The organism is Streptomyces sp. NPDC048696, assembly GCF_043198895.1.
In the GTDB taxonomy this organism is placed as follows: Bacteria; Actinomycetota; Actinomycetes; order Streptomycetales; family Streptomycetaceae; genus Streptomyces.
Window position 1 is genome coordinate 316634 of record NZ_JBICVJ010000002.1, and the last position, 18697, is coordinate 335330.

Consider the following 18697-nt stretch of genomic DNA (forward strand, 5'->3'; position numbering starts at 1 on the left):
TGTGGATCGGTAGAATTCACCCCATGGGTCACCCCATGGGAGAGCGGTCGGCCGTACCGACGGCGCCGGAACTCGTCCTGGAGACCGACACCGGCTCCACGGTGATGAGTCCGAGCCGGGACTACCACGTCGGGCGCGACCCCCTCAGCGAGATCGTCATCGACGACGCGCGTGTGTCGTGGCACCACGCCGTGCTGCGCGCCGAGGCCGGCCACTGGACCGTCGAGGACGAGGACAGCACCAACGGGACGTACGCCGACGGCCGGCGCGTCCACGAGTGGGACGTCGGCCCCGGCAGCGAGATCCGGTTCGGCAGCCCCGCCGACGGCCCGCGCGCCGTCCTGGTGAGCCGCGCGCCCCCGCCCGTCCGCGCCCCGGAACGCCTTTCGGCCGTCTCCATGCCGTCCGCGACGGGCGCCTTCCGCCAGCCCACGTCGGTGCGCCCGCTGCCCGCGAAGACCGTACGGATCGGCCGCGCCGCCGACAACGACCTCGTCGTCGACGACCTGGTGGTCTCGCGCCGCCACGCCGAACTGCGCGCGCACCCGGACGGCGGCTACGAGATCGTCGACCTCGGCAGCCACAACGGCACCTTCCTCAACGGCCAGTCCGTCGCCCGCGCCCGGGTCGCGCCGGGCGACATCGTCGGCGTCGGCCACTCGGCGTTCTGCCTGGTCGGCGACGAGCTCCAGGAGTACGTCGACACCGGTGAGGTCTCCCTCGACGTACAGGATCTGACGGTCGCCGTGGACCGGGGCCGCAAGACGCTGCTCGACGACGTGTCGTTCCCGGTCGGCGAGAAGTGCCTGCTCGCCGTCGTCGGCCCCAGCGGCGCCGGAAAGTCGACCCTGCTCAACGCCCTGACCGGCCAGCGCCCCGCCGACCGGGGCACGGTCCTCTACGACGGCCGCGACCTCTACCGGGACTACGCCGAGCTGCGCCAGCGCATCGGCCTCGTCCCCCAGGACGACATCCTGCACGCCCAGCTGACCGTCCGCCGGGCCCTCGGCTACGCCGCCGAACTGCGCTTCCCCCAGGACACCGCCAAGGCCGAGCGCCGCGCCCGGGTCGACGAGGTGATCGGCGAACTCGGCCTGGAACAGCGCGCGAACCAGCCCATCCACAGCCTCTCCGGCGGCCAGCGCAAACGCGTCAGCGTCGCCCTCGAACTGCTCACCAAGCCGTCGCTGCTCTTCCTCGACGAACCCACCTCCGGGCTCGACCCCGGCATGGACCGCTCGGTGATGCACATGCTGCGGGGCCTGGCCGACGACGGCCGCACCGTCATCGTGGTCACGCACAGTGTGCTCAGCCTCGACGTCTGCGACCGGCTGCTCGTCCTCGCCCCCGGCGGCCGGATCGCGTACTACGGGCCGCCGCGCGAGACCCTGCCGTTCTTCGGCTTCGCCGAGTGGCCGGAGGCGTTCGAGGCCTTCGAGCGGGACCAGGAGCGCGACTGGGCGGGCGAGTACGGCCGCTCGCCGCTCCACCAGCGCTATGTCGTCGCCTCCAGCGCCCAGCCGCACCTCGGCGGGGCCGTGGCCGCCCGGACCGTGGGTGCTCCGCCGAAGGCCCAGAGCTGGGGGTCCCAGCTGCGCACCCTGGTGCGGCGGTACGCGGCCGCGCTCGGCGCCGACCGGACGTTCCTCGCCATCATGATCGCGCTGCCGTTCGTGATGGGCGCCATGGCACGAGCGCTCGCGGGCGGCGAGCTGACCCGGGAGACGGCGATGAACGCGCTGCTCATCCTGTGTGTCGGCGGCGTGCTCACGGGAGCCGCCAACGCGGTACGGGAGCTGGTCAAGGAGCGGGTGATCTATCAGCGCGAACGGGCGGTCGGCCTGTCCAGATCCGCGTATCTGATGTCCAAGGTGGTGGTCCTGGGGGCGGTCACCGTGCTCCAGGCCGTCGTCCTGACCCTGGTCGGCCTGTTCGGCGTGCGCCTGAACGCGCCCGGCGGCAAGGGCGTGCTCATGCCGCCGCTGGTGGAGATCACGGCGGCGGTGGCGCTGCTGGCGTTCACCGCGATGATGCTCGGCCTGCTCGTCTCCGCGCTGGTGCGCAAGGAGGAGGTCACGATGCCGCTGCTCGTACTGCTCGCCATCGTCCAAGTGGTCTTCTGCGGCGCGCTGTTGAAGCTCCACGGCGTACCGGGCGTCGAGCAGCTGGCGTGGCTGGTGCCGTCGCGCTGGGCGCTGGGCGCGATGGCGGGCACGATCTCGCTCGCCAGGATCCTGCCGGGCGATCTGACCGGCGACCCGCTGTTCCGGCACGACACGGGCGTATGGCTGATCGATATGGGCATGCTGGTGGCCCTTTCGCTGCTGTTCGGCTTCGCGGTCGCACGGCTGCTGCGGCGCCACGAGCCGTCCGTGATGCGGAAGTAGGCGGCCGCGATGACCGCTCCCGTGGACTTCCGCCCCACCCACGTCGTCCCGCCCGGCGGGCTGGCGGCCTGGGAGAGCCCGGACACCGAACGCATGACGGTCCCGTTGGACGCGCTGCTGCCCGTACGGCTGGCCGAGCGGCACGGCGACTGGGCGCGCATCGTGTGCGCCAACGACTGGTCGGCGTGGGTGGACGGCCGCCTGCTGGTCGCCGTCCCCCAGGACCCGCCGGTGCCGGGCGCGCCCCTGGCCCGTACGGCGGACCCGCGCCCCCTGCTCGCCCGGGCCCAGGACATGCTGATCCGCTACCGCAGCGCGGCGGAGGAGCTGGCCGCGGGCCGCCTCGACGGCGAGACGTTCCGGCAGCACACCCAGGGGCTGCGGGTCGGCATGATCGTCGACGGCGAGGCGGTGTGGCTCTACGACGCGGAGCACGAGCGGTGGGTGTACTGCGACGGGATACGGCTCAGTACGTACGCGACCACGGGACCGCCGTCGGGGCTCGCTCCCGACGGCGGCGGCCCGGCCGCGGGTCCGGCGGACGCCACCCGGATCGTCGCGCCGGGTGAGAGGTCCGGTGACAGGTCCGGTGACATCTGATGGCTCCCGACGGCGTGTACACCGGACGGCCCTCCGACCTCATCGGGCGGAAGATCGCCGGGTACCGGGTCGAGGCGGAGATCGGACGCGGCGGGATGGCCGTGGTCTACCGGGCCCGTGACCTGCGGCTCGACCGCACGGTCGCGCTGAAGCTGCTCGCGCCCGAACTGGCCCGCAACGACACCTTCCGCAAGCGCTTCACGCATGAGTCCCGCGTGGCCGCCGCGATCGACCACCCGCACATCGTGCCGATCTTCGAGGCCGGCGAGACCGACGGCGTGCTGTACATCGCCATGCGCTACGTCTCGGGGCGCGACCTGCGCGCGCTGCTCGACCAGGAGGGCCCGCTGCCGCTGCCGACGGCGGCCCGCATCGCGACCCAGGTGGCGTCCGCGCTCGACGCGGCTCACGAGCACGACCTCGTCCACCGGGACGTGAAACCCGGCAACATCCTGGTGGCTCCTGGCATCGACAGCGAGCACCCCGAGCACGTCTACCTCACCGACTTCGGTCTGACCAAGAAGTCGCTGTCGCTGACGGGGTTCACCACGGTCGGCCAGTTCGTCGGCACCCTCGACTACGTGGCCCCGGAACAGATCTCCGGCCGCCCGGTGGACGGCCGCTGCGATGTCTACAGCCTCGCGTGCGTGGTGTACGAGACGCTGGCAGGGGCGCCGCCGTTCCGGCGGGACGACGACATGGCGCTGCTGTGGGCGCATCAGTACGACCGGCCGCCGCCGCTGAGCGAGAGCCGTCCTCGGCTCGCGGGGGCGGTGGACGGCGTCATGGCCAAGGCGCTGGCCAAGAGTCCGGAGGACCGGTACGGGTCGTGTCTCGCGTTCGTCTCCGCGTTGCGGGGGGCGGCGGTGGGCTCTGCGGCGGGGGGCCACGCGCCGACCCGGGTCGATATGCGGGTCGTCGCCGCAGCCGAAGCGCCCGGGCCACCGCCGGAGCCGCCGGAGTGGGCTCGGGCCGTGTTTTCCGCGCCCCGGCCGCGCTCCTAGAGGACATCGCCCGACGTAGGGGCCTGGTCCACCACAGGCTCTACCTCGCCTCTCCGCCGAACGCCTCTGGCCAGCAGGCCTCCCAGGAAACCCGCCACCAGACCCCAGAGCGCCGCCAGGCCCACCGCTCGCCACAGGTGGGGCCGCAAGGTCACCTGGCCCGAAAGGCCGCCGCCGATGTCGCCGATTCCCAGGAGCGACAGGCCGTAATGGGCGGAGATCCGGGACAGCAGGCACACGGCCAGGACCGTGAGGGCGAGGGCGATGGCCAGGTGCACGGCGTGGTGCCAGGGAGGTACGCGGGCCGGGGACCGGGCGGCCATCAGGAACCCCGCGCCCAGGACCAGCAGCGCGGCCACCACGAGCAGCCACCACACCCGGCCGTCGTAGTCGGACAGGGTGCGCAGGTTCAGGGTGGAGAGGTCCGGCGTACGCAGCACCTGGTCCAGGACGTGCGGCATGGGCAGCCCGAACGGCCCGTCCACCCGGCCCTCCCACGAGGCGCCGAGCCCGAGGGTGAGGCCGAGCCAGACGAGGTTCGGCAGGCCGAGCAGGATCACCGCGAGCGTCTCGGCGGTGTGCCCCCTGGCCACGGCGACGATGAGGCCGACCACGACCCCGATCAGGACGTAGGCCAGGAGCAGCACGACCATCGCGAAGGCGGCCGGGCGTACCGACTCCTGGAAGCCCAGCAGCCGGGCGGGGAGCGGGGCCTTGCGCGAGACCAGCAGGGCCAGGAAGAGCAGGCCCGCGAGCCAGCACAGCCCGAACAGCAGCGTGGGCCACACCTCGGCCTCGAAGCCGACCTTGGGAGTCGCGCCCAGCAGGTCGCCGATGTCACCGATCGTGCCGCCGATGCCGATGGCGAACCGGTGGCGGGCGAGGAAGGAGAGCCCGAGCAGCGCGAGGAGCCACAGGACGGCGACCCGGGCGGCCCACAGGGCCAGTTCCCGGGCGCCCGCGACGGCCCGGTGGCGCAGGGGCCGCAGGAATCCGGCCGCGACGACCAGCGCTCCGACGAGGGTGACCGAGAGCGGCAGGACGGTCAGTCCGGCGTTCGTGTCGGCGAGCACCCCGGCGTCGCCCTTGACGGCGACACAACCGCCGACCGCCATCACCACGACGGCGGCCACGACCTGCGGGAACGCATTGTCGGGCAGGTCCCCCGCACCGGCCGCGAGCAGGCCGAGCGCGGCGACGACGGCCATCGCGATCAGCCCGCCGAGCACCGCCGCGAGAGCCTCGCCCCAGCCGTGGCGGGGGCGTCCTGGCTTCGCGGAGGTGTCCGGCGGTGTCTCCTGGCTCACGCCTGTCACGCTAAGCAGCCCCGGGGAGTACCGCCCGTCGTGGAGGGCCGACCGCGTCGGCTTGCGGGCGAGCCAGGGCCCGCACACACAATGGGCAGGCCGAGGACGAACCGGATGCAACACCCTGATACGGGTGATTCCCGCCCCGTCGCCGTACGGAGGCGTCCCGTTCGCCCCGGTGGCGCGCCCCGCGTCCCCGCAGGGCCTCCGACCCGGGAAGAAGAGCTCGTGAGCGACGACGAACCGCCCCCGTCCGGCCGCCCCACCGGCCCCCCGTCCGGCCCCCTCTCGGGCCCGCCCCACCCGAGCCCGTCCACCGGCCCACCCAGCGGCACCGGCGGGGGCGACACGGGCCGGGGCACCCACACCGAGGGCGGCCACGACGACACGATCGCGGTCGGTACGGGCGGCGGCGCGTACGGCCCGGGCGGAACAGGTGGCTCAGGCAGCGGCCCGGGCGGCCCGGACCGGGGCTCGGGCGGCGGCCCGGGCGGCCCCGACGGCCCAGGAGGTCCCGGTGGCCCAGGAGGTCCCGGTGGCCCCACCGGCCCAGGTGGCCCCACCGGCCCCGAAGGCCCCCCGGACCGGGGCGCGGGCGACGGCACCCCCGCCCGCCCCTGGTGGCACTCCGCCCCCCGCATCGCCCTGATGACCGGCGCGGTCGTCGCCGCCGTGGCCCTGATCATCGTCTTCACCCGCCCCGGCGGCTCCGGCGGCGGCAAGGGGGCCAACAGCGAGGTCTTCCTCCAGGCGGCGGGCAAGGACGGCCCGGAGCCCTTCACGCCCTCCACGGCGCGGACCGGTTCACCGCCGCCCAGCCCGCCCTCGCTGCCCAACTCGTCGACGTCGGCGTCCGCCAACGTGACGCGCGGCGTGGACGGTGCGGCGCCCGGCCTCTACGGCGGCACCCGGAACGTGGCGAGCTGCGACGTCGAGAAGCAGATCACCGCGCTCGGGGCGGACCCGGCGAAGACCAAGGCGTTCGCCTCGGTCCTCGGCATCGGCCCGGGCGACGTACCCCGCCATCTCCGGGCGCTCACCCCCGTACAGCTCCGCGTCGACACCCGGGTGACCAACCACGGGTACCGCGACGGCTCCCCCACCTCCTACCAGGCCGTACTCCAGGCGGGCACGGCCGTCCTCGTGGACGACCGGGGCGTGCCCCGGGTGCGCTGCGCCTGCGGGAACCCGCTGACCCCGCCGGTCGCACAGCGGGGCACGCCCAAGCCGACGGGCGACTCCTGGGCGGCGTACCGGCCGTCGAACGTCGCCGTGGTCGCGCCCGCCGCCCAAGTGGTCGACGTCTTCGTCATGTTCGACCCGGACCACGACGAGTGGTTCCAGCGCCACCGGGGCGACAAGGGAGACAACGACAAGAAGACCGCTCCGCCCTCCCCGTCGTACGAGTCGCCGAGCGCTCCCCCGCCCTGCTCTCCCTATCCGTCGTCCCCGGCCGGCGCCTCGGCGTCGCCGCTCTGTCCGCCGACGGCCGTGACACCGCAGCCGTCCTCGGCGGCCGGCTCCCCGTCCACCGAGGCCCCGTCGCCCTCGCCGCCGTCCCCGTCGGGGGCCTCGACGCCGTACGCGCCCGCGACGCCGCCGTCGGCTTCGGCGCCCGGAGGTTACTGACCCTCAGACGCCCGCCCGGCAATCCCCGGATCGGAGTACCCAACCCCACACGAGTGATTCGAACTACGGATCACCGCCGCCCCGCCCAGTCCCCCCAAGCATCGCGCCCCGAAAGTCGAACTTCCGATCGAGAACTGGCCGTTACGCCGCGCTGATCAGCAGCGTTAGGTATACGTCACGTTCCGCGAGAGCCGACCGAGGAGCCGTCATGCAGCCGTCCCACAGCGCCGCCGAGACCGACCACAGTTCGAACAGCGCACCACCGGAGCCGCCCCCGCCCACCGAGATCACCTTCTCGGGCTCGTACGGCAAGAACCCGCTCGGGGAGGCGTCGTTCCGCCATATGTGTTCGCGGCTGCCGTCCGTCCTCGGGCAGACGTGCCGGATGGCGTGGCGGATCGACCGGGGCGCGGTGGTGCTGCTGGTGGCCTGCCAGGCCGTCACGGGCATCGCGGCGGCGGTGCTGCTCGGCGCGACGGCGCGGGCGATGCGGCCGATCCTGGGCGACGGCCGGGCGGCCGACCGGCTCGACGCCGCGTTACCGGCCCTGGTCGTCATCGCCCTCGCCGTGGCCGTCGCGCGCGTGACCTCCGCCCTCTCCTCGTACGCGGACGGTCGGATCACCCCGCCGCTGACGACGGCCGCCGACGCCGCCATGGTCGAGGCGGTGTGCCGGGTGGAGGCGGCCGCGTACGGCGAGGAAGGGTTCGCCGACCGGCAGGAGGCCGCCGAAATGGGCGTGATGCGGACCAACTTGATGGTGAAGGACGCCCAGCACTTCATGGCGGCCCTCATCCGTATGACCGCGGCGGCGGGCGTCCTCACGGTGCTGCATCCCCTGATGCTGGGCCTGCTCGTGCTCGCCGTACTGCCCGCCGGGGCGGGCGCGGTCATGTCGGCGCGGGTCGACTACGAGACGCACTACGCCAACGTCGGCGACCGCAATGTGCGCGGCATGATGCGCTGGTGGGCGACCACGCCCAAACTCGCCGACGAGGTGCGGGCGAACGGGATGACCGGCTATCTGATGTTCTGGTACCGGTCGCTGTCCGAGCGCATCGACCGCCGCACCCTCGCCATGGCGCCCCGGCTGCTCCGCATCTCCCTGGCCACCTCGGTCCTCGGCGGCGCCTTCCTCCTCGCCACCTGGGCCACTCTCGCCTGGCTCGCGGTGACCGGCCGGGTCGGTCTCGGCGTGGCCGCGACCGCCGTCGTCGCCGTACAGAGCTCGCTCGCGGCGCTGTCGCAGGTCGTCACCTACGGCGCGGCGATGTTCCACACCAGTCTGTACCTCGCCGACATGCGCTCGTTCCTGGACTTCGCGACCGAACGCGCCCCGAAACGCGGCGAGTCGGCCGCACCGGAGGAACCGAAGGAGATCCGGCTCGACGAGGTCGTCTACCGGTATCCGAACAAGGCGACGCCCGCCGTGAACCGGGTCTCGCTCACCCTGCGGCGCGGCGAGGTCGTCGCGGTGGTCGGCGAGAACGGCTCGGGCAAGTCCACCCTGACCCGGCTCATCACCGGCCTCTACCTCGCCGACAAGGGCCGGGTGGTCTGGGACGGGGTCGACGTGGCCGCCGCCGACCCGGAGACGGTGTGGCGGCGCACCGGGCTCGTCCCGCAGTTCTTCGGCCAGTGGCCGCTGGCCGTACGGGAGAACATCACGCTCGGCCAGCCCCGCACCCAGCACGACGACCCGGTCTGGGACGCCGTCGACGCGGTCGGGATGCGCGAGGCGGTGGAGGAACTGCCGCACGGCCTGGACACGTTGCTGGCCCGGGAGCTGTGGGGCGGCAGCGAGCTCTCCGGCGGGCAGTGGCAGCGCATCGCGTGCTCGCGCGCGCTCTACCGCCGTCCGCCGGTCCTGATCCTCGACGAGCCGACGTCGGAGATGGACGCGCGCGGTGAGCACCGGATGTTCAGCGTCCTCAAGGGCATCGCGCGCGACCGCATCACCATCGTCGTGACGCACCGCATCGAGAACACCCGGATGGCCGACCGCATCGTGGTGATGGAGCGCGGCCGCATCACCGAACAGGGCACGTACGAGGATCTGCTCCACTCGGGCGGCCTGTTCAGCGAGTTGCACGCGCTGTCCCAGGACCGCTAGCGCGGCGACGGGGTCCGCCCGGCCTGCCCGGGCGGACCCCGGTACGGTAGATCCCCCGACCGAACCGTCCCTGGCTTTCCTGAAACCGTGAAGGGTTGTCACCCCGTCCGATGTGCGCTAAGCCGACGATGAGCCGCGAGCCGCGAGCCGCGAGCCGCGAGCCGCGAGCCGCGAGCCGCGAGCCGCGAGCCGCGAGCCGCGAGCCGCGAGCCGCGAGCCGCGAGGGGCTTCGGGGCGGTCGGCGCGTAGCTTTTCGGGGTGGCCATGCACGCTAGCCAGCCCCTGCGCGTCCCGGTCGGGCACGACGCCGCCCGGTGGAGCACCTTTCACGGCGAGAAGACGCTCGTCGTAGCCGCTCGCACGGTCACTTCTACCGTACGCGTCCTGGAGTGCCTGCCCGCCCTGCTGCGCGGCGACGAGAAGGTGACCGTCGTCTTCGCGTACGACCCCACGTCCGCCTTCAACGACGGCGTCCTCGACCTGCTGCACGACGCCGGCTGCCGGGTCATGCCCTGGGCGCAGCTGAGCCGGATCTCGCCCGACCTCATCGTCTCCGCCAGCGAGAACATCGAGGTCCCGGACGGCGACTGCCCGGTCCTCGTGCTGCCGCACGGCATCGGGTTCCAGAAGTTCGTGCCGGATTCGCGTTCCACGCGCGAGCGGCTGTCGGGGCTCGTGCCGGACCCGCTTCTTGAGGCGGGCCGCGCCTGGCTGACCGTCTCGCACCCGGGCCAGGAGGAGCAGCTGCTCGCCGCGCACCCGAAGGCGTCCGGGCACACGCTGCTCGTCGGCGACCCCTGCTTCGACGAACTGCGCGCGGGCGCGGACGACGCCGAGGCGTACCGCCGTGCGCTGGGCGTCGGCGACGAGCAGCGGCTGGTGGTGGTCAGCTCCACCTGGGGCGCCACCTCACTGCTCGGCCGGCTCCCCCACCTCCCGGCCCGGCTCCTGTCCGCACTGCCCTGCGACGAGTACCGCGTGGCCGCGATCCTCCACCCCAACATCTGGTCCGGCCACGGCGCCTGGCAGATCCGTACGCTCCAGGCGGCCGCGCTCGACGCCGGGCTGATGCTCATCCCCCCGGTGCACGCGTGGCGCTCCGCGCTGCTCGCCGCGTCGATGGTGATCGGCGACCACGGCTCGGTCACGCTGTACGGGGCCGCGCTCGGCAAGCCGGTGCTGCTGGGCGCGTTCGGGGCCGACGCCGTGCCGGGCACGGCCGTCACCGACCTCGGCCGCAGCGCACCCCACCTCGATCCGCACGGCGATCTGCGCGGTCAGATCGAGGAGACCCTGCGCACGCACACACCGCACCGGTACGCGGAGATCGCCGACCGTGCGTTCGCCGACCCCGGCGAGGCGCTGACCCGGCTGCGGGCCTGTGTCTACCAGCTGATGGGGCAGCCGGAGCCCACGGCCTCCCCGCCGCCGGTGCTGGCCCCGCCCCTGCCGGAGCCGGTGGGGGCGGCGGTCACCTCATGGGTGGTCACCACCTCGGTGGTCGAGTCGGCCACGGGGCACCCCATCGTGACGCTGCGGCGGCGCCCCGCCGCCGCCTGCGCCGACATCGACGAGGCGCCGGACACGTACGTCCATCTCGCCTGTGACATCCAGGAACGCGACGGACGCCTCACCCAGAGCGCGTCGGTCCTGGTCCGGCGGACCTCGCCGGACACCGCGTCGGCCGCCGTGCGCTGGGTGCGCGACACCCTCGACCGCTTCCCCGGCAGCCTGTTGACCGCGGCCCCGGTGCGCGGCGGCACCACGGTGGTGGGGCTGCGGGACGGGCGCGTCGTGGAGGCGACGGCCACCGGTTCGCTCGGCGACGACCCCGGCCTGGCGGCCGCCGTCGTCTACAGCTGCCTGCGGGCCGAGCTCGCCCTGGACGACACGGTGGCGACCCTGCGGATCGGGGACGTACGCGAGGAGGACGTGGTGGTGCGGCTGCGGCCGGGGCTCCAGGGCGACGGCTCGTAAAGCAGCTCACGCACCCGAGCCGCACGCCGCCCCCGCTCACCCTGCTTCGTCGAGCCCCGCCAGCCGCTCCCGCAGCGCCGGCGCCTCCGGGTTGCCGCGCGACTCGTAGATCTCCAGGGCCCTGGTCAGATGGGCGCGGACGGCCGTGGGGTCCAGGCCCGTCCGCTCCTCGATCCCGGCCAGGGCCACCAGTGCCTGCGCCTCGTAGTGGTCCGCCTGCTGTTGGCGCAGTGCGGCGGCCGCCTCGGTCAGCGCCTCGATCGCCCGGTCGGTGTCGCCGAGATGGTCGTGGGTGAAGGCGAGAGCGATCGTCGCGCGCGCCGCCATCCTCGCGTCGTCGCAGTCGAGCAGCGCCCGGTGCGCGCCGCTCAGGGTGTCAAGCGCCAAGGCGTGCTCGCCGCGCGCGTCCTGGGCGCAGCCGAGGAAGTACGACGCGATGGCAGCACCCCGCCACTCCTGTGCTCCCGTGTTGAGTTCGATGGAGCGTCGGTACGCCGCCAGGGCGCGGTCGAGGTCGAAGTGCTCCCAGTACCGCCCCAGGAACTCCTGCACCGAGGCGCGCACCTTCGCGTGCCCCGACACCTCGGCACACGCGACCGCCGCCTCCAGCTGGGCGCGCGCCGCGTCGTACTCACCGAGGTCCATCAGCGGCCGTGACAGCAGACTGCGCAGCCGGGCCTCGGCCGCGGGCTCCATGCACGCGGCCGCCGCCTCGGCCCCCAGCTCCAGGGATTCCTTCCAGGGCGCCAGGTGCCGGTGGTGCAGGAACAGTACGGTGTACGCCTCGGCCAGCGGCCACAGCCGATCGGCGAGGCCGTGCCGCGCCGCCGCCCGGAGCATGTCGAGGATGTTGTGGTGCTCGGCCTCCAGCCAGTCCAGCGGCGCCGGTCCATCGTCGCCCGCGAACGGATCGGGCGCGTCACGCAGCAGGGTGCCGAGCTCGGCCACCCGCAGCCGGTCCTGCCGGATCGCCCGGTCGGCGAAGGCGGTGAGCGCCAGATAATGCGTCAGCACCCGCTGGACAACGGCAAGTTGAGCGCCTTCCGCCTCCTCCAGCGCGGCACACCGGCGCGCGTGCAGACGTACGAGAGCGTGGAAGCGGTACCGGCCGTCCTTCGGTTCCACGTCGAGCAGGCGCAGCTCCTCCAGGGCGGTCAGCCAGGCGCGGGCGGCAGCCGTGGTGGTGTCGGCGGCGACCGCCGCCGTGCCCGCGTCGAAGGTACGGCCGGGCAGCAGCGAAAGGAGGCGGTACATCCGGGCCGCCTCCGGCGGCAGCTCGCGGTAGGTGAGATCGAAGACGGCGGCCACCGAACGCTCCTCCCCGACGGACAACGCGGACCCCAGGGCCATACCCGCCAACGGATCGGGCTCCTCAGCCAGTTCACGGGCGAGCCGGGTCATGGTCAGCCCCTGCGTGGTGACCAGCCGGGCCGTCAGCACACTCAGCGCCACCGGCAGCCCGCCGCACAGCTCGACGAGCCGCTCGGCGGCCGGCCGTTCCGCGTCCACCGCCTCGGCGCCGCACGCCCCGGCGAGCAGATGCAGTCCACCGTCCCTGTCCAGCGGCTCAAGGGGCAGCAACTTGGCGCCCGCCATGGCGAGTTCGCCGAGCCGGGCATTGCTGGTGGCCAGCAGCACACTCCCCCGCCCCTTGGGGATCAGCGACCTGACCTGGGCGGGGTGGCTCACATTGTCGAGAACGACCAGCATCCGGCGGCCGGCCGAGTGGGTGCGGAACCGTGCGATCCGGGCGTCCGTGGACTGCGGGATCGCGGACTCGTCGACGCCGATCGAGATGAGGCAGGTGCGCACGGCGTCGGAGACGTCCCCGCCACCGGCCAGTCCCCCCAGCGGCGCGAAGTCGACGTAGATCTGGCCGTCGGGGAACAGGTCCCGTCCGCGTTCCGCCCAGTGGCAGACCATCGACGTCTTGCCCACGCCCCGCATCCCGTAGACGAGCCCCAACCGCACGGTGGCCAAGGCGTCGCTCCGCTGGGCCCCGAACCACTCGTCGAGAGCCGCGATGTCCTTCGTACGGTTGACGAAGTCGACGGCCAGGGGCGGGACCTCGTCCGGCTTGACGTCCCGGCCGGGCAGGGGCGGCGGTTGTACGTGGAAGGTGATACCGCCGTGGATCTGCGCGGCCTGGACGCTCGGCCCGTGCACCACGCCCGACAGCTCGTTGCGCACGCCGCCCGCCGGGGCACCGACGTCGTCCAGGAGCTCCCGCAGCTCCTGCGCGGCGGCGGGATCCGCCCGCAGCATCCGGCGGATGCGCAGCCGCCACTGCTCCTCGATGTCGGCCGCGCCCTCGTCGTCGCCCGCCGCACGAGCGGCCAGCAACTCCTCGCGCGAGGCCTGCAACTCGTCGACCAGCCGCCCCGTGTCGTCGTCCCCGGCCCCGCGGCTGAACAGCCGCGCCAGCCGTCCCCGGGCCTGCGCCCAGGCGTCCGAGACCATGAGCGTCACCATCGTGGTCGCCCCCGACACCGCGAGCGCCGTCAGCTCAGCTTCCATGGCTCCCCCACGCCCGAGTGAATCACCGATGCCACCGGATGCCACCGTAGAGAGCTCGGGGCGGCTGCGGTAGTCGACTCTCTGCCGGGCGAGGGACGAACTTCGGGTGATCCCGGTGATCTAGGTGATCTCCACCGTGACGGTATAGCTGCCGTCGCCCGGCCGACACGGCATCGCCTCGCCGCAGGAGTCGCGGTGGGCGGTCAGGCGCGCGATGCCGGGGCGGCGGGCGGTGAAGTCGGCGACCGCCGATCCGCAGCCCGCGCCGGGCTCGCACGTCGTCGCGGGCGTGCTGCCGCCTTTGCCGACGGGGGCCAGGAGCTGCGGGTCGGAGCTGGCGGGCACGGACCAGTACGTACTGTGCAGGCGGACCAGGACCGCGGTGCCGACGCTCACTGTGACGACTTTGCCGCGAGCGTGCTCGTCGAGGGTGACGGCCTTGGAGGGCACGGTGGCGGAGCGCGAGACGCTTGGATGGTGTGAACCGTCGGACGAGGAGCACCCATTGGCGGCGACCAGCCCCAGCATGACGGCCAGAGTCGTCCCGAGGACGCGCCCGCCGCGTCGGCGAACCTGCCGGGAAACCATGGGGCCTCCGGGAACGAGGAGCGCGGGGGCGGACCGGACGGCCCCGCCCCCGCGGTCACACGGTGGTGAGTGAGCGTCAGGAGACGGTCACGTCGTCATAGTAGGTGTACGTGGCGTCACCAGCGTAGTTGTCATCCTTGCTGATGAGCGTGAGGGTGTAGCTGTGGCCCGCCGTCAGGGTGCCGGAGGCCGTCTTCCAGCCCGCGCCCTGGGTGCAGGTCTTGGCGAGGACGGTCGTCGTGGTGCCCGACGTGTTGTCCTTGAGAGTGGCCGTCGCCCAGTCGTACGTCACGGTGTCGGGGCAGGTGACGTTGTACGAGAAGGAGACCTTGGAGCTGCCGCTGGGCGCTGTGAAGGTCTGGGCGATCGAGGACGTGTTACTGGGGCTGGCAGAGCCGACCAGCGCGCCGTAACTCCCGCTGTGGGCGGCCGAGGTGGCGGCGGTGGCGGTACCGGCGGCGGTCCAGCCGGAGAGACTGCCGGTCTCGAAGCCGCCGTTGGTGACGCCGCCCGCGCCGGCGGGCGAGACGGTCCAGCCGAACGACGTGCTGCCGGCGGCACCGGTGCTGTCCTTGGCGGTCACGCTGACCGACGAGGTCCCGGTGGTGGTGACCGTACCGCTGATCAGCCCGGTGGTGGAGTTGATCGAAAGGCCCGCGGGCAGACCGGTGGCCGAGTAGGTCAGGGACTGACCGCTCGCCGAGTCGGAGGCGTTGATCTGCAGCGAGACGGCCGTGTTGACGGTGGTGCTCTGGCTGCCCGGGTTGGTGACCGTCACGGTGTTGCCGGACGTTCCGCCGACGATCGCGTGCGAGATGGCGCAGGAGTTGGTGTCATTGGACCAGCTGGCCTGCTCGGCGAAGGTGCCGGTGCCCATGGTGACGTTGGCCGCGCCACCGGCGGTGCCGGGGTTGAGCCAGGCGCACTCGTCGGAGTTCTCCTGGCCGTTGTACGAACTGCCGGTGTGGTTGGTCCAGCCGCCCGCCGGGTTCTGGTCCGACATCATCTCGTGCCACTCGTGGCCGAGCGTCATGGTCCAGCCGTCGAGGGTGCCGGGCGAGTTGACGAAGCCCACGCCACAGCCCTGGCCCGAGTCGATGTTGTACGGCTGGTTGCTGAACGCGACGTCGCCGTACGGGGAGTTCACCGCCCCGCCGGTCAGCGTGCTGTCGCCGTTGTAGTCGTGCCAGGCGCAGTACTGGCCCTGGTAGCTGTCCGGGTTGGTGCCGTGCGGCGACAGGATCACGTAGTAGGCGTCGCGGTTCGAGGCCGCCGTGGTGTTGCCGAAGTGGGCGGCCGCGTTGACGGCCTCCTGGCCGAGCTGGTGCCCGGACGCGGCGCTCGGTGACGCGGCCGCGTTGTCGTACCACACACCGGAGAGCACACCGCCGCTCTGGTACGGGATGAAGTTCGCGTTCGAGGGACAACTCGTCGCGCCCGTGGCCACGTTGGGGCCGTCGCACCACTGGGTCAGGTCCGCGGACCACAGCTCGTTGCCGGTGCCGATGCCCTTGAACATCTGTTGGGCGGCGCCGGCGGCGCCCGCCGAGTCACCCGAGAACTTGGCGTTCCCGTTGCCGTCGGTGCTCTGCGTGCCCCACTGGTTTCCGTAGAACACCAGGTAGACCTTGGAGTGACCGCTCTGGACGCCGATGCCGTCGATGCCACCGCCGTAGGACAGCGTCTGCGGTCCCGTGGCCACGTTCGGTGTGGGGTGGGCGGCGTCCCACGCCTTCATCTTGGCGTGCTGCTGCGCGGTCGGCACGGCACCGTGCCGGTAGCTGTGCCCGTACGCGGGGTTGTAAGGGTTGGACACGGAGTGGCCGTTGGCCGAATCCGGGGCCGGGGCGGCCGTCGCCTGGGTTGCGGTGGCGGCGACCATGGCGCCGGTGACGAGGGACAGCGAGGCGAGACCGGTCAGGGCTCTTCGTGCTGTGCCGCGTATGCAGGGGGTACCCATGTGTAGGGGGATCCTCTCTCGTGCAGATCGCCGGATGCCGGTTCGGCGGGGCGGTCTGCGGCCTGATGGCGGGCAGCGAGGCGACGCATCGGGCGGAGCGGTGGCTCAGGTTGCAAGTGGTGCGAAGAGCGGCCGGAGTTGCACGACATGGGCGGGAGGGGGGATACCCGCGCGGCACCGGCCACGCGAGTCCTCTCCGCCCCACTCCGACGGGACGGCGCAGCCAACCGCACGCTGCAGCACGGGCGTTGGCTGTGGTACGTCGTGCTGTGCGCGGTACGAGGATGGTGCGGAGGTGCGAAGAGTGACGCAGAAGGTGACGCGGATCGTGATGCGGAACGTGATGCGCCGATCGCTGCGCGGAAGCCAAGCAGAGTTGAGGTGACACGGTCAATCAACGGAAAGCGGCTTTCCCGTCTCTTGACAGACACCGATGTCAACTTGACCGCACCGAGCGAAAACCTCTACCGACACATGGGTGGCTTCGGCGCCCGTACGCCACTTCAGAGGGCTCACGGCGCGCACCGGGCGCGGTGAGCCGGTCCCGCATGACGCGGTGCACTTGTGGCGGCGGGCACGGTGCATTCCGCCGCATCGCCGCTGTCCAGGGTCCGTTCGCTGCTGAATCGGATCAGGCGGGGGGCCGGGACGAGGACATCACCCTGCTCGACGTGACGGCAGACGAAGCCGGCGGTGACGCGTCAGACGGGACGCCGTCGTTCAGAATCGGGCCGTTGTGTGAGCGGCCGGGGCCATGTGGTCGGTGAACCAGCCGCGGGCCAGGTCGGTGACCTTCTCCAGGGTTCCTGGTTCCTCGAACAGGTGCGTGGCACCGGGGACGACGGCGAGCTCGTTCTCGCAGCGCAGCCGGGCCTGAGCGGCGCGGTTGAGGCCGAGCACGGTGTGGTCGTGGCCCCCGATGATCAGCAGCGTGGGCGCCGTCACCGCCGGCAGCCGCGGTCCGGCGAGATCGGGCCTGCCACCGCGCGAGACGACCGCGGCGATCCGGGTGCCGGGCTCGGCGGCGGACCACAACGCGGCGGCCGCGCCGGTGCTCGCGCCGAAGTATCCGATGGCCAGCCCCTGGGCCTCGGGCTGTTCGCGCAGCCAGGCGGTGGCGCCTGTGAGCCGGTGGGCGAGCAGGTCCGTGTCGAAGACGTTGGACCGGTCGGTTCCCTCTTCCTCGGTGAGGAGGTCGAACAGCAGGGTGCCAAGACCGGCTCGGTTCAGGCCGGCCGCGACGAACCGGTTGCGCGGGCTGTGGCGGCTGCTGCCGCTGCCGTGCGCGAACACCACGATCCCGAGCGCGCCCTCGGGGACGGTGAGCTGTCCCCGCAGTACCAGCGGACCCGCTCGCACATCGGCTTCCCGGTCCTCGGGCAGGGCATGGCCCGGCGGGGTCCGGCCGGTGCTCGCCGGGCGGGCGAGCGCCTCCTCCAGGCAGGCGACGACCTCGTCGTCCTCGGTCTGGGAGAAGTCGGTGTAGAACTGCCCGACGGCGTAGAAGGCCAAGGGAGTGTGCGGGCACACCAGCTCGTCCGCGTCCGCGCCGAGTCGTGTGGTCCAGTCGTGCGGCGCCACGGGGACCGCGAGCACCACCCGTGCGGCCCCGCGTGCGCGGGCGATCCGGCAGGCCGCCCGCGCGGTCGAGCCGGTGGCCACCCCGTCATCGACGACCAGCACCACGCGGTCTTCCAGCCCGAGTGGTTCCCGCCCGCCCCGGTAGCGTCGGGCGCGGCTCTCCAGCACCTCCCGCTCACGTGCCTCGACCTCGGCCAGCTCGTCCTGGGTGACCCGGGCGGTACGCACCACCTCGTCGTTGATCACGCGGACGCCGCCTTCACCGATGGCACCCATGCCCAGTTCCGGCTGGAACGGCACGCCGAGTTTGCGTACCAGGCAGACATCCAGCGGTGCGCCGAGGGCGCGGGCGACCTCCGCGGCCACCGGGACCCCTCCGCGGGGCAGCCCGATCACGACGACGTCGGAACCCTTGAGGTGCTTCAGGCGGGCTGCCAGCTGTCGGCCGGCATCTCGGCGATCCACGAAGTACACGGTCCGGCCTCCTCGCCCCGGCGGAACACGACTGCGTACGGCTGGGCACGGCGAGCAACACGAAATGCCCCGCGTCTCCATCCTCACCCCGGTGAACCGAGAGCGCGCGGCGGTTGGCTCAGGGTGCCGGGCCAGGTCTGGAGCATGTGGCGGATCTTGCTGGGATCCTCGCCGGTGGTGGCGGCCACGTCGTCGACGGAGCAGCCGACGATGTGGTGGAGGACGATGGCCTGGTATTGGAGGGGCGCATCGGTCCGCAGTGGCAGGGAACGGGCGTGGCGACGGATGTGGGCGGTGTAACGGGCCCACGCCTCGGCGGTGGGGTTGAGGGCGGCCACGATGGCCGACCAGTGCGCGAGGAGGTCGCCGAAGGCCGTGCGGACCACGGCGTCGGCGGTGTCGGGGCGGGCGAAGTGGGCGCGGGCGTAGACCTGGTAGCAGCGGACGTGGGTGGCGTAGAAGGCTTCGAAGGCGGGAGGGAGCGTGAGCATCGGCGTGCTGGCGACGGGCGGGGGCGGCGGCAGGCTGGGGCGGGTGAGGCCCACGGTTCCTCCCTTTCA

The 18697-nt window shown here is 72.8% G+C and carries 12 protein-coding genes; 6 read left to right on the forward strand and 6 right to left on the reverse strand.

Annotated elements, in window-relative coordinates; translation table 11 throughout:
- The first annotated feature begins 35 nt into the window (after nucleotides 1–35).
- From ACGFRG_RS04490 to ACGFRG_RS04500, 3 genes are read left to right on the forward strand one after another with little or no spacing between them, the layout of a single operon-like run.
- Nucleotides 36–2387 (forward strand): FHA domain-containing protein, encoded by a 2352-nt coding sequence (locus ACGFRG_RS04490; protein WP_393261829.1) that lies wholly within the window; start codon nucleotides 36–38, stop codon nucleotides 2385–2387.
- A 9-nt stretch (nucleotides 2388–2396) separates the two neighbouring features.
- Nucleotides 2397–2987, forward strand: coding sequence for a hypothetical protein (locus ACGFRG_RS04495; RefSeq protein WP_393261237.1), 591 nt, complete (start codon nucleotides 2397–2399; stop codon nucleotides 2985–2987).
- Nucleotides 2987–3991: a serine/threonine-protein kinase gene (locus ACGFRG_RS04500; protein WP_393261240.1), complete on the forward strand. Its 1005-nt coding sequence runs from the start codon at nucleotides 2987–2989 to the stop codon at nucleotides 3989–3991. The genes ACGFRG_RS04495 and ACGFRG_RS04500 overlap by 1 nt, the downstream gene beginning before the upstream one ends.
- Here the strand turns inward: ACGFRG_RS04500 and ACGFRG_RS04505 are convergent.
- Nucleotides 3988–5298: a streptophobe family protein gene (locus ACGFRG_RS04505; RefSeq protein ID WP_393261243.1), complete on the reverse strand. Its 1311-nt coding sequence runs from the start codon at nucleotides 5296–5298 to the stop codon at nucleotides 3988–3990. The two genes, ACGFRG_RS04500 and ACGFRG_RS04505, sit on opposite strands and share 4 nt — an antisense overlap.
- A 228-nt stretch (nucleotides 5299–5526) precedes the next feature.
- Between ACGFRG_RS04505 and ACGFRG_RS04510 the strand changes: the two genes are divergently transcribed.
- From ACGFRG_RS04510 to ACGFRG_RS04520, 3 genes are all read left to right on the forward strand, one after another.
- On the forward strand, nucleotides 5527–6927 hold the full coding sequence (locus ACGFRG_RS04510; RefSeq protein ID WP_393261245.1) for a DUF6777 domain-containing protein: 1401 nt from the start codon (nucleotides 5527–5529) through the stop codon (nucleotides 6925–6927).
- A 208-nt stretch (nucleotides 6928–7135) separates the two neighbouring features.
- Nucleotides 7136–9040, forward strand: coding sequence for an ABC transporter ATP-binding protein (locus tag ACGFRG_RS04515; protein ID WP_393261247.1), 1905 nt, complete (start codon nucleotides 7136–7138; stop codon nucleotides 9038–9040).
- A 264-nt stretch (nucleotides 9041–9304) separates the two neighbouring features.
- On the forward strand, nucleotides 9305–11017 hold the full coding sequence (locus ACGFRG_RS04520; protein WP_393261831.1) for a hypothetical protein: 1713 nt from the start codon (nucleotides 9305–9307) through the stop codon (nucleotides 11015–11017).
- 36 nt (nucleotides 11018–11053) lie between these two features.
- Here the strand turns inward: ACGFRG_RS04520 and ACGFRG_RS04525 are convergent, their stop codons facing one another.
- From ACGFRG_RS04525 to ACGFRG_RS04545, 5 genes are all read right to left on the reverse strand, one after another.
- The gene (locus ACGFRG_RS04525; protein ID WP_393261249.1) at nucleotides 11054–13534 is read right to left on the reverse strand and encodes an NB-ARC domain-containing protein; all 2481 of its coding nucleotides are present in this window, start codon (nucleotides 13532–13534) and stop codon (nucleotides 11054–11056) included.
- A 120-nt stretch (nucleotides 13535–13654) separates the two neighbouring features.
- Nucleotides 13655–14122, reverse strand: coding sequence for a hypothetical protein (locus ACGFRG_RS04530; RefSeq protein ID WP_393261251.1), 468 nt, complete (start codon nucleotides 14120–14122; stop codon nucleotides 13655–13657).
- 76 nt (nucleotides 14123–14198) lie between these two features.
- Nucleotides 14199–16082 carry a putative Ig domain-containing protein gene (locus ACGFRG_RS04535; protein WP_361423665.1) on the reverse strand — a complete coding sequence of 628 codons (1884 nt, stop codon included), beginning with the start codon at nucleotides 16080–16082 and terminating at the stop codon, nucleotides 14199–14201.
- 720 nt (nucleotides 16083–16802) lie between these two features.
- Entirely contained in the window at nucleotides 16803–18137 is a 1335-nt protein-coding gene (locus tag ACGFRG_RS04540; RefSeq protein WP_393261253.1) for a phosphoribosyltransferase family protein, read from the reverse strand.
- An 83-nt stretch (nucleotides 18138–18220) separates the two neighbouring features.
- Nucleotides 18221–18682: a hypothetical protein gene (locus ACGFRG_RS04545; protein ID WP_393261256.1), complete on the reverse strand. Its 462-nt coding sequence runs from the start codon at nucleotides 18680–18682 to the stop codon at nucleotides 18221–18223.
- Nucleotides 18683–18697 lie beyond the last annotated feature (15 nt).

Excerpts from the sequence above, each read along its gene's own strand:
- ACGFRG_RS04490 (WP_393261829.1), top strand. The coding sequence starts at position 36 with ATGGGAGAGCGGTCGGCCGTACCGACGGCGCCGGAACTCGTCCTGGAG.
- ACGFRG_RS04500 (WP_393261240.1), top strand. The coding sequence starts at position 2,987 with ATGGCTCCCGACGGCGTGTACACCGGACGGCCCTCCGACCTCATCGGG.
- ACGFRG_RS04530 (WP_393261251.1), bottom strand. The coding sequence starts at position 14,122 with ATGGTTTCCCGGCAGGTTCGCCGACGCGGCGGGCGCGTCCTCGGGACG.
- ACGFRG_RS04535 (WP_361423665.1), bottom strand. The coding sequence starts at position 16,082 with ATGGGTACCCCCTGCATACGCGGCACAGCACGAAGAGCCCTGACCGGT.
- ACGFRG_RS04525 (WP_393261249.1), bottom strand. The coding sequence starts at position 13,534 with ATGGAAGCTGAGCTGACGGCGCTCGCGGTGTCGGGGGCGACCACGATG.
- ACGFRG_RS04495 (WP_393261237.1), top strand. The coding sequence starts at position 2,397 with ATGACCGCTCCCGTGGACTTCCGCCCCACCCACGTCGTCCCGCCCGGC.
- ACGFRG_RS04515 (WP_393261247.1), top strand. The coding sequence starts at position 7,136 with ATGCAGCCGTCCCACAGCGCCGCCGAGACCGACCACAGTTCGAACAGC.
- ACGFRG_RS04520 (WP_393261831.1), top strand. The coding sequence starts at position 9,305 with ATGCACGCTAGCCAGCCCCTGCGCGTCCCGGTCGGGCACGACGCCGCC.